The organism is Streptomyces sp. H27-D2 (genome assembly GCF_035828615.1).
Taxonomy (GTDB): Bacteria; Actinomycetota; Actinomycetes; order Streptomycetales; family Streptomycetaceae; genus Streptomyces.
The window spans coordinates 1-8,973 of sequence record NZ_JAYMZR010000011.1; the positions used below are offsets into that span (position 1 = coordinate 1).

General features: G+C 69.3%; 17 protein-coding genes and 2 pseudogenes. 11 read left to right on the forward strand and 8 right to left on the reverse strand.

Translation table 11 applies throughout. The annotated features are described in order from the left end of the window. Window positions 1-40: 40 nt before the first annotated feature. Window positions 41-514, reverse strand: coding sequence for a hypothetical protein (locus QMK28_RS06670; RefSeq protein ID WP_326436069.1), 474 nt, complete (start codon window positions 512-514; stop codon window positions 41-43). Between the two features lie 588 nt (window positions 515-1,102). Between QMK28_RS06670 and QMK28_RS06675 the strand changes: the two genes are divergently transcribed. Continuing rightward, window positions 1,103-1,702 carry a CAP family protein gene (locus QMK28_RS06675; RefSeq protein WP_326436070.1) on the forward strand — a complete coding sequence of 200 codons (600 nt, stop codon included), beginning with the start codon at window positions 1,103-1,105 and terminating at the stop codon, window positions 1,700-1,702. Window positions 1,703-1,809: 107 nt separating this feature from the next. Here QMK28_RS06675 and QMK28_RS34180 read toward each other — a convergent pair whose 3' ends face one another. The 7 genes and pseudogenes from QMK28_RS34180 to QMK28_RS06705 all read right to left on the reverse strand — a co-directional run bounded on the left by QMK28_RS34180 (window position 1,810) and on the right by QMK28_RS06705 (window position 5,267). Then, entirely contained in the window at window positions 1,810-2,073 is a 264-nt protein-coding gene (locus tag QMK28_RS34180; protein ID WP_443050568.1) for an SDR family oxidoreductase, read from the reverse strand. Further along, complete coding sequence (locus tag QMK28_RS06685) at window positions 2,034-2,177, reverse strand: hypothetical protein (RefSeq protein WP_326436211.1); 144 nt, start codon at window positions 2,175-2,177, stop codon at window positions 2,034-2,036. The genes QMK28_RS34180 and QMK28_RS06685 overlap by 40 nt, the downstream gene beginning before the upstream one ends. Continuing rightward, window positions 2,173-2,274, reverse strand: a pseudogene (locus tag QMK28_RS34185) (SDR family NAD(P)-dependent oxidoreductase); the annotation flags it as partial. The pseudogene QMK28_RS34185 and the gene QMK28_RS06685, both read right to left, overlap by 5 nt. A 170-nt stretch (window positions 2,275-2,444) precedes the next feature. Beyond that, window positions 2,445-2,624, reverse strand: a complete 180-nt coding sequence (locus QMK28_RS06690) for a hypothetical protein (RefSeq protein ID WP_326436071.1) — start codon at window positions 2,622-2,624, stop codon at window positions 2,445-2,447. 309 nt (window positions 2,625-2,933) lie between these two features. After that, window positions 2,934-3,083: pseudogene (locus QMK28_RS06695) on the reverse strand (undecaprenyl-diphosphatase); the annotation flags it as partial. Then, complete coding sequence (locus tag QMK28_RS06700) at window positions 3,071-4,369, reverse strand: integrase (RefSeq protein ID WP_326436072.1); 1,299 nt, start codon at window positions 4,367-4,369, stop codon at window positions 3,071-3,073. The pseudogene QMK28_RS06695 and the gene QMK28_RS06700, both read right to left, overlap by 13 nt. Window positions 4,370-4,853: 484 nt before the next feature. Next, on the reverse strand, window positions 4,854-5,267 hold the full coding sequence (locus QMK28_RS06705) for a hypothetical protein (protein WP_326436073.1): 414 nt from the start codon (window positions 5,265-5,267) through the stop codon (window positions 4,854-4,856). A 176-nt stretch (window positions 5,268-5,443) separates the two neighbouring features. On the opposite strand from QMK28_RS06705, the gene QMK28_RS06710 reads away from it, so the two are divergent. The 10 genes from QMK28_RS06710 to QMK28_RS06755 all read left to right on the forward strand — a co-directional run bounded on the left by QMK28_RS06710 (window position 5,444) and on the right by QMK28_RS06755 (window position 8,850). Beyond that, window positions 5,444-5,689 carry a helix-turn-helix domain-containing protein gene (locus QMK28_RS06710; RefSeq protein WP_326436074.1) on the forward strand — a complete coding sequence of 82 codons (246 nt, stop codon included), beginning with the start codon at window positions 5,444-5,446 and terminating at the stop codon, window positions 5,687-5,689. 1 nt (window position 5,690) lies between these two features. Next, window positions 5,691-5,975, forward strand: a complete 285-nt coding sequence (locus QMK28_RS06715; RefSeq protein ID WP_326436075.1) for a DNA-binding protein — start codon at window positions 5,691-5,693, stop codon at window positions 5,973-5,975. A gap of 93 nt (window positions 5,976-6,068) precedes the next feature. Further along, on the forward strand, window positions 6,069-6,491 hold the full coding sequence (locus QMK28_RS06720; protein WP_326436076.1) for a hypothetical protein: 423 nt from the start codon (window positions 6,069-6,071) through the stop codon (window positions 6,489-6,491). Beyond that, the gene (locus QMK28_RS06725; protein WP_326436077.1) at window positions 6,488-6,727 is read left to right on the forward strand and encodes a hypothetical protein; all 240 of its coding nucleotides are present in this window, start codon (window positions 6,488-6,490) and stop codon (window positions 6,725-6,727) included. The genes QMK28_RS06720 and QMK28_RS06725 overlap by 4 nt, the downstream gene beginning before the upstream one ends. After that, the gene (locus QMK28_RS06730; RefSeq protein WP_326436078.1) at window positions 6,720-6,947 is read left to right on the forward strand and encodes a hypothetical protein; all 228 of its coding nucleotides are present in this window, start codon (window positions 6,720-6,722) and stop codon (window positions 6,945-6,947) included. The genes QMK28_RS06725 and QMK28_RS06730 overlap by 8 nt, the downstream gene beginning before the upstream one ends. Next, window positions 6,940-7,323 (forward strand): DUF6197 family protein, encoded by a 384-nt coding sequence (locus tag QMK28_RS06735; protein ID WP_326436079.1) that lies wholly within the window; start codon window positions 6,940-6,942, stop codon window positions 7,321-7,323. The genes QMK28_RS06730 and QMK28_RS06735 overlap by 8 nt, the downstream gene beginning before the upstream one ends. Beyond that, on the forward strand, window positions 7,323-7,676 hold the full coding sequence (locus tag QMK28_RS06740; RefSeq protein WP_326436080.1) for a hypothetical protein: 354 nt from the start codon (window positions 7,323-7,325) through the stop codon (window positions 7,674-7,676). Before QMK28_RS06735 ends, QMK28_RS06740 begins: the two co-directional genes overlap by 1 nt. After that, on the forward strand, window positions 7,669-7,923 hold the full coding sequence (locus tag QMK28_RS06745) for a hypothetical protein (RefSeq protein WP_326436081.1): 255 nt from the start codon (window positions 7,669-7,671) through the stop codon (window positions 7,921-7,923). Before QMK28_RS06740 ends, QMK28_RS06745 begins: the two co-directional genes overlap by 8 nt. Next, the gene (locus tag QMK28_RS06750) at window positions 7,916-8,563 is read left to right on the forward strand and encodes a hypothetical protein (RefSeq protein ID WP_326436082.1); all 648 of its coding nucleotides are present in this window, start codon (window positions 7,916-7,918) and stop codon (window positions 8,561-8,563) included. The genes QMK28_RS06745 and QMK28_RS06750 overlap by 8 nt, the downstream gene beginning before the upstream one ends. Continuing rightward, a complete protein-coding gene (locus QMK28_RS06755) occupies window positions 8,560-8,850 on the forward strand; it encodes a hypothetical protein (protein ID WP_326436083.1) in 291 nt (96 codons plus the stop codon). The genes QMK28_RS06750 and QMK28_RS06755 overlap by 4 nt, the downstream gene beginning before the upstream one ends. Window positions 8,851-8,973: the final 123 nt, after the last annotated feature.

Consider the following 8,973-nt stretch of genomic DNA (forward strand, 5'->3'; position numbering starts at 1 on the left):
GTTCGGTGCGGGCCGAGCCGCCCCGCCGTCCGGCGGGGCCCTACGGGCTTACGGCAGGGTCGTGGCTGACTTCGGCGGCCATCCGCGGGTGCAGCACCCGCGGGTAGACCCGGGCACGCGGAACCGGATCGGCCACGCCTCCCTGCGGAACCATCTCGGCCACGCCCCACGGGCGTCCCGGCAGGATGACGCTGATCACGTACGAGGCCGAGCAGCCGGTGCACTCGTAGCGGTCCTCCCACGTCTCGACGTCGACCAGGCTGCCGGGGTTGCGGGAGACGTGCCGGTGCGGCGCGTGGCAGCGCTCGCACTTCTCGCCGGGCTCGCAGGTCGAGCCGCACGGGCACGGCAGGTCGAGATGGAGGGCAGGCCGCCAGTCCTGGACCTGGAGTGCCACCGCCGTCTGCGAGGTGTGGCGCAGGGACAGCAGGTTGCGGGCTGCGACGTTGTACGTCTCACCCGTCGCGGCCATCCGCTCGCGGATCACGTCCTTGCGGGCGCGGTTCGTCGTCATGCAGTCCTCCAGCGATTTTCCACGCAGTCCCGCAGGAGGCCGAAAGACCAGTCTGAGGCAATGGCGTGAGTCGGTGACCCTTGTCCTCGCCACCTTGGCCCACCAGCGGGGCCGAGGCTCGGAGCAGGCAGACGCGGCTGCCGCCGTCAACGGTACCTGCCGTCCGGGCCGGGGATCGCCGCGGCGGGAGGCAGGGGCGGGAGGCAGGGGCGGGAGCGGCGGCGGGCCGGCCCGTCAACATCACGGCCGGCGGTGAGACAGGGGAACCCCTTGACCGCCACGGCGTCGGGGAGTGGGGGAGCGACCCGCGGTGATGGCGGCACGGGTGGCGAGCAGATCCGTTTCCGCGCCGCTGCCGCCCGGCCCGCCCTCGCCGCCGCTGCCTGCCCCGGTCGGTCTGGGCGTGGCTTCGGCACCGACGGTCAACGCCGTGTGCGCGGTCACACGATCGGACTGATCGGATTGCCGGTCATCATCTCCACTGATCGCGCCTCGTTGAATTCTCCGATTAACCGGTCCGCCGTGCAGTACCCGGAGCGCCGGTCGAGTCGAATCGGATGAGTCGAATCGGATGAGGAGAACAGCGGCATGCGCCGAACCCCACGGACGGCGATCGTCACGTTGGCGACAGTGGCGGTCGTCCTGATCGGGACCGCCGGCACGACCCCCGCGACGACCCCCGCGACGGCCTCGGCGGCGGCTCCCCGGCGGGACGTGACGACCGACGGCTACCTGGACGAAGCGCTCCGGCAGGTGAACGCGGTCAGGGCGAAGCATCACGCGCCGCCGCTGACCCTCGACCCCGAACTGACGGCCTACGCCAAGTCCCGCGCCGACACTGTCTCCCGGGGCGAGCAGCTCAGCCGCGGCCACGACGACCTGCGGCCCGGCACCGGGGAGAACCTGTACTGGTCGGCTGCGTCGGACGGCGTCGGCAGCCCGACCAGCGCCGCCGAGGCGGTCAAGGTCTGGTACGACGAGCTGAAGGACTACGACTTCGCGCGGCCGGGTTTCTCCCCGCGCACCGGTCACCTGACCCAACTGGTGTGGAAGAAGACCGCGCGGCTCGGCGCGGCCCGCGTCCAGCGCGAGGGGCCGCACGGGCAGGAGACCTGGACCTCGTTCGCCTTCGAAGCGCCGGGCAACGTCCGGGGGCACTACAAGGAGAACGTGCTCCCGGCCTCCTAGCGGGCCGGCGTCCTGGCCGCGCCCCCGGCGCGCGGCGGTCGGCGTGCGCCGGGTCCGAGCGCGGGCCGCGCCGGCGGGCCGGCGCGGTCCCCCCGCCCGGCTGCCGGTCAGGCGTGCGTGCCGCCGTCCACCCGTATCTCGGTGCCCGTGATGAACGCCCCGTCGTCGGAGGCCAGCATCGCGACCACGCCGGCCACCGTCTCCGGGAGCAGTGGGCGACCGCGCCCGCAGCCGGCGTCCCGGCCGCGGACTTCGCGGCCCGGTGCCTGGAACAGGCCGCGGACGGCGGTCTGTTGCGCAACTGATCCGCGGGTGATCCGTCGTGGATGCGCTACTGAGGGGCGGTCAGCCGTTCCACGCCCCGGCCGCAGCCGCGGCCTTTCACGAACTCCGCGAAGTCCCGGGGCGCGCGGCCCAGCGCGCGCTGGACGCCATCGGAGACCTGGGCCTCCAGCCCCCGTTCGATCGGGCTCATCGCCGAGGATCGGATCGAGGAAGGAGCCCTCGCTGAAGTTCTGCGCGAACCAGGCCGGCCGCAGGACCGTCCACGCGACCCCGGACGCGCGCACCGAACCGGAGCGACCGCGGAGGCGTCGGAACCGATCGCCCGAACAGCGCGCCGTCGGCCCGTACTCCGCGCAACAGATCCCCCAACGCGTCCATGCCGGAATCCTGAACGAAGGGCAATGCGGGCGGTACGGGCGGCACGAACCAGGTCTGCCGCGGCAGTCGCCGCCGCAGCCTAAGCCGCGGCCTCGATCTCGCTCCGCACGGCTGTCATGTAGGCGGCCACGAGCCGCTCGTACTCGGCGCGTTCCTCCGGCCACAGCGCCCGACCATTCCGCAGCGCGAGGAACGCGCGGATGGCCTTGTTGGCCGAGTCTGCGCGCGCAGTCTTACCAGGCGCGGGAGTTGGGGGCATGACACAAGGTTAGGGGAGAGGTCTGACATTGCGCCCCGCTCGGCGTGCGCCAAAGGCCACCGGGCGTCGTCGGTGCGGCCGTGTTCGATACCGGCGAAGCCCTGACCAGCGGCGATCGTTTCTGCTCGACTCGGGCGGACCGGCCGGATGTGCGCAGACACACATTCTTCACATTCACTGCGGGAGCTCCGCACCGCCTTCTGTGCCCGCTTTGGTGACCCAGCGTCGCGAAAGCGGCCACCGCGCGGTCTGTGCGATCGGGCCCGCCGCCGAACTCGCCGACGACCGCGCGGGGCGCAAAGGCGTCGGTCAGCCCGCCGACTCGCCCGCGTGCGGGCTGAGGTGGCCGGTCGCGACGAGCGCGAACAGCACGATGCCGAGCAGGATCCGGTAGATCACGAACGGCATGAAGCTCTTGGTGGTGATGAACTTCATAAACCAGCCAACTACTCGATCTCCATCGAGGCTTTGACCTGCGCCTTCAACCAGCCATCAAGGTCAACTGGGAGATCCTTGGGAGACGGCAACGTGAACTCCGGCCCCAAGCCACGCATCAGACCCACCCACCGCTTCTGCAACGTCTCCATGATGGCACGCTCCATCCCCGGCGTGACATTGCTGTACGTCCCCTCCACGCCCGGCAGCTCATGCCCCTGACGCGTCTCCACCGCAATACGGCTGTGCCCGTCCTCGTCCAGCCATTCCTTCGCACCATGCCGCAGCAGATACAGCCGCTTGCCCTCATAAGCGGGCACCGCAGGGATCTCCGGGAGCGGCCGCCAGCACCCTCCCCGGCCGCCGCCCTTCGCCCTCAGCGTCGACGCCTCCCGCCCGTCCGCGATCTTCCGCCAATAGAAGAACGAAAAGTTCGACTTCGCCAGCGGCCCGCCGGTGATACCTGGGAACACCCACTCACTGTCGTGACTCCCCAGGAGCATCCCGAGGAGCTCAGCGAGGAACGGCGGCACCACCAGCGTCCGGAGACTCTCGTATTTCGGCGGTAGCAGCGACAGCACGCTGTCCTTCCACTGGTGCTGGTACTCCACCCGCAGCGCCGGCATCGGATGCTCGCCGCCGTACCGCTCGACGGCTTCTTCCCGCTGCTCCCGGTCGGGGTCGGAAGCCGGCCAGGCGGGGCAGCAGTACTCACGCCGCAGCGCGTACAGCTCAGCTGGACGCATCCCCGTGCACGCCATCGTCCAGATGAACACGTAGCCCGGCAGGCCCCAGTAGGTGAGGGCGTTGACGGCCAGCCGCTGGACGTCCTCGACCCGCATGTCGCGCTTGCGCTCGCGCGGCTTCTTCGTGAACTTGCCGCGGCGCCGCTGGCGCTGGACGGGGGATGCCTGGCGCAGGCTGTCCTCGACGGCGTCGTCCATCATCATCGCGAATATGCCAAGGATCTCGCGGGCGTAGTCCGCCCCGACGTTCGGCCGGGCTCGGAGCTCCTTCGCCCAGGCCCGGTAGGCGGACGGTTTGATGTCGCCGACGGCCGTCTCGCCCCAGCGGGGGACTATGTACAGCCGGGTCATGGAGCGGCAGCTCCTTTCCCGCAGGTGTCCGACGTCGATGCCGTCGAGCCAGTCCTTGGCGTAGTCCTTCATGAGGACGGAGCCGTCGCGCTTGCTGATGTACCGGTCGTTGCGGACGTCTGCCTCGCGGTCGAGCCCGAACTCGAACGCTTCGGTCAGGGTCTCGAACCCGGACTTGCTGTCGTAGATCTTCTTGCCGGTCTTCGGGCTCACTCGTCCGGAATCCCAGCGCACACGCCACGTGTCGCCACGCCTCTCGGGCCACGGCATGTCAACCCCCTAGCTCCTGAAGGAAAGCCCTGGGTCCGGCGGGCACCCCTGCCGCCGGAGCTCCGCTGGGCTGCGTCTATACGCGCTTGCCCACTGGGCAGTTCGCGCATTTACCGCAGTCTCCTCCTTCTCGCCTCACCAGCTCTCGCAGGACGCTTCTGGCGGAGGCGTCGTGCTCGATCCGGGGCGTCGCTACACAGACGACTCTCCCAGCTACCCTGCCGGCCCATCCGGTGAAATCGGGACCGTAGTCAGCTATCACAAGACTGCTGCGCACCATGGCTCCCCCTTTCGGGTTCGGGAGAACCCCCCAAGGTGTGCTTCGACTGTGCCACGCCTTGGGGCGGTTGTGACCATTCGAGGTCAGAGTGGTGCCATGCAGTGACGTAACGGGGAGATAAACACAAAGTTTGTACGGGAATCCGCTTTAGAGCAGGCCGATTTTCTTGAGGTCTTCCATGACGCGGGTGGCCAGATTCTTGATCTGTCCCGCCGTCAGGTCGTCGCTCGCGGCCAGGGACGCACTCGTCACGATCTGGTGGACCTTAGCCTCACGTTCGGCCGGCGGCAGGGTCGAGATGGCGGTGCCCTCCTGTGCTGACCCCTCTATGGGGATGGGCTCCCCTCCGTTGAGGATCGCCTCGCAGCTGCCGATGGCCCAGCGGAGTGCTCCGTCGATCCGTGCGCAGCTGCCGGGGCGCACGGGGAGTGACTCTTCCACTCTCTGCCAGGTGTCTTTGGACATCCTGGCGGCCTTCGCGGCGACATCGCGGGAGGAGTAGATCTCCATGCGTCGCAGCTTGACGACGCGCGCGAGCCGGGCCATGTCACGGGATGCCATGTGCCCATCTTTGCAGGACTGCGCGGGACCAGCCAGGACCGGGGGCCTTAAAGGCTGGAACAGGACCGTCACGCACGGTGAAATTCGGCAGACCCGAGACTAAGTAAGGCTAACTACCCGCCAGTAGAGACGAACTAGGACTAGCTTTTGAGGCTAGCTAGCGCTAACTTCTGGTCATGCACCAAGTCCCACCACCCACCTTTCGAGTGGACGGGGCAGCACTGCGCACACGCCGCATGCAGCTCGGACAGAGCACCACCGAACTCGCAACGGCGACGGGGGTCAGCGACAGCTACATACGAAAGCTCGAGGGCGGCACCAGATGCCGCATGAGACCCCGCCACTACACCGCACTGCGCGCCGCCCTCCGCACCACCGATACCGACCTCCTCACCACCGAGGACCCCCAAGAGAGGACGTGAAATGCCCACCGCGAAGACCTACCACCTCCCGATCAAGCCCGAAGACCCGAACGCGGAGTACATGACCATCCAGGAGACCGCCTGGGACGTGAAGTGCAGCGTCACGCACCTCCGGCGCGGACTCAAAAGCGGCCTCTTCAGCGCCCGCCGGAACGGCGATACCGGCCCGTGGATCTTCGACCGCGCCGACCGCGACCACATCCACGCCGTACAGCGCATCGGGGGCCCTCGGCGTGCATCCCGCCGGACCCGCAAGCCGACCACGCCGAAGACCAACGCCGCCTAGGCGGCATGCGGGCCCCACCGCCGGTTTCTATCCGGTCACCGGCAGCAGGGCCCTCGATCCACCACCAGCACTCACGAGAATTAGGAGTGGACCGTGTCCACATCTTCGCAGAATCCAGAGCCGGAGCGGATCACGCTCACGGCGTTCGAGGAGATCGTCTCGGGGAACCCCCGAGTGTCGGTCTGGCAGGCGCTGTTCGGCGACGCTGAGGACATGCTCCTGGCGAGTCGGCCTGAGGGCTACGAGGTCGAGGACATCGGCCGGTCGGCGTTCAACTGGCTGCCGGAGTCGGAGCGTGAGGAGGCGCTGGACTGCCTCTACTACACGTACTGGGCGTCGGTGCAGAACGACGCTGACGAGCAGGTTCGGTTCGAGCAGGAGCGTGCCCCGAAAGCCCGACTGAGGGTGTGCCTGGACGAGTTCCGGGCACTGCGAGCGACTGGTGCCCCGATGCGTGACGGGCTGGTCGCGGAGATCGTCGACCTCACCGACGTCCTGTTCGGCGGTGCCCGATGACCGCATATTTCGGCTCCGTCTCCCTGTTCCTGGAGGGCGACGCGACCATCGCGACCCAGCAGTGGGTGGCATCCGACGGCACTCCGTTTGTAGTGCTGCGTATCGGCCCGCTGACTGTCGATGCCTGTGATGCGTCGCCGGCGACGCTCCGGCAGCTCGCGGCGTGTGCGTCCGAGTTGGCCGACGTGCGGGAGCAGCAGCTCGCCGCCGTCGAGGGTGGTGGCCGGGATGTCTGATCTCCTGCCCCGCACGATCGCCGCTCTGGATGTCCCGGCGGCTGAGGTCGAGGCGGATGTGCGTCTCCGCCGGGCCCTGCTGTTGGAGTCGCTGCGTGAGGCGCTGCCGGTCTCTGATCCTCGCCTGGCTGCCGAGCGGCACTGCTGGCTCGACGCAGACCCGGACACCGCCTACCCACTGCCCGGCATCCCTCACCCCGCTGGAGGCTCCGATGTCTGACCTCTCCGCAATCTTCACCCTGGCTGCCGCTGTGGTTCGCACGTCGGGCCACGGGAAGGGCCGGTTCGTCGGCCCGGACGGGACGGTGGATGCGGTCGGCGCCCTCTCAACCGCCGTCACCGGCAAGGCCACCCCGCCGGATGTCATCGACGGCCTGCTGTGGGACGCGGTCGAGTACCTGTCGCCCCGCATCCCGTCGATGACGGTGGACGAGGACCCGCTGGAGCGGATCGCCGACTGGAACGACCAGTCGGAGACGACGCAGGCGGATGTGATCGCGGCTCTGGAGGCTGCTAGCGCGGATGCGGCTGAGGCTGCGATCGCCCACGTCGACGCGATCGCCACGCACCACACCAGCAGTCTGGCGGTGGCGTGATGACTGTCGCCGAGTTCCTGCCGGTGCGTCCGCGTCGTGCGTCGGCTGGTCGCCGTCACCGCCACCACAAGCAGCTCCCGTACCGGATCGGCGAGGTCGTGCCGGGTGCGGTGTCGGTGCTGCTGGTGCCGATCGCGACGGGCGGCCCCGAGTTGGAGTTCGTGGCTGTGGTCTACGGCCGTGACGGTGCTCGACTCCCGCTCGCCGACGGCGCATCCCTCGCCCTCGCGTCGCTGCTACAGGGCGCGTTCACGGCCCCCTGGAGCGAGTCGCAGACGTGGCGCGCCGACACCAACCGACTCACCACCACCACCGCACTGCTCGACGCCACAGGGGGACACCGCAATGCCTGACACGAAACTGCCGGACCTGCTTGGGTCCGTGCGCCGCAATCCTGAAGGCACCGTTCTCGCGATCCTCTGGCCGTCACCGCCGCACCCGGCGCGCTGGATGGTCACCGACCAGTGGGGCTCGTGCGGTTACGAGTCGGACGAGGTCGTCGCTGACTGGCCGGTTGTCGGCGCGGTGCCGTTCAGCCCGGCTGCCGGGATGGATCTGTCCGCCACCGAGAGCCGGACGGCGGGTGGCGACCGTGGCTGACACCGACCGCATCGCCGACATCCAAGCCCGCACCGACGCCGCCACCAAGGGGCCGTGGCTGAGCGGCCAGATGCTCCAGACACCCAACACCGTGGCCAGCCTCGACGGCCCGATCGCCGTCTTCGGCGGCAGCCAGCAGGACCGTGACGACACCGAATTCACCGCCCACGCCCGCGACGACATCCCCTGGCTCCTCGACCGGTTGGAGCAGGCCCGCCGGATCGCCGTGACGCTGGAGAACGAGAACGCGCGGCTCCTCGCCGAGCTGGCGAAGTACGTCGGCGTCGAGCCGACCATCGCCGAGGAGATGCAGCACCTCAGGCGCTGCCTCAACGCCGTCTACGACCTGTGCGACGACGCCACCCAGCAGGCCAAGCGCTGGGAGACGCCACTGCCCGTACCCGAGTGGGTCGCCGCAGTCCAGCGGGCCGCAGACGGAGACCGGCCAGACGACCCCGCCGACACCCGTCGCCGCATCTACATCGACGGCCAGGGCGCCGCCTGGGTGGGCGTCCGCTACCTCGAAGACACCCTGTACATCGCACCTTTCAGCGGCACCTACCTCGCCGACGAAGGCGACCTCGCCGATGTCGTAGCCGAGCGCACCGGCGGCCTCCGCGAAATCGGGAGGACCCGATGACCGCGCCCCAACTCATGGTCCAGATCGACGGCCAAACCCTCCCGCTTACGGACTGTGTGTGGGTCGAGTTCGCCCCGTGTGGCTGCCCCTGCCAAGCCCTCCACGCGGCCTACGACAACAGTGCGCACGCCACAGAGGAGCAGGCCCGCGCCGAGTTCAACATCAACCGTCAGGGCTACCGGCTGGAACTGATGACCTTCGCCCAGTACCACGCTGATCTCGGCCTCACCGCCAAGCGCCTCCGCACCAAGGCCGATACCACGCAGGCGGTGATCCCCGGTGTCTGACTTCCTCGCCGTCATCCTCCCCGCCCTCGGCGTCGCCGCGATCCTCCTCGCCTGCACCGGCACCCCCCCCCCCCCCCCCCCCCCCCCCCCCACCCCCCCCCCACCCCCCCCCACCCCCCCCCC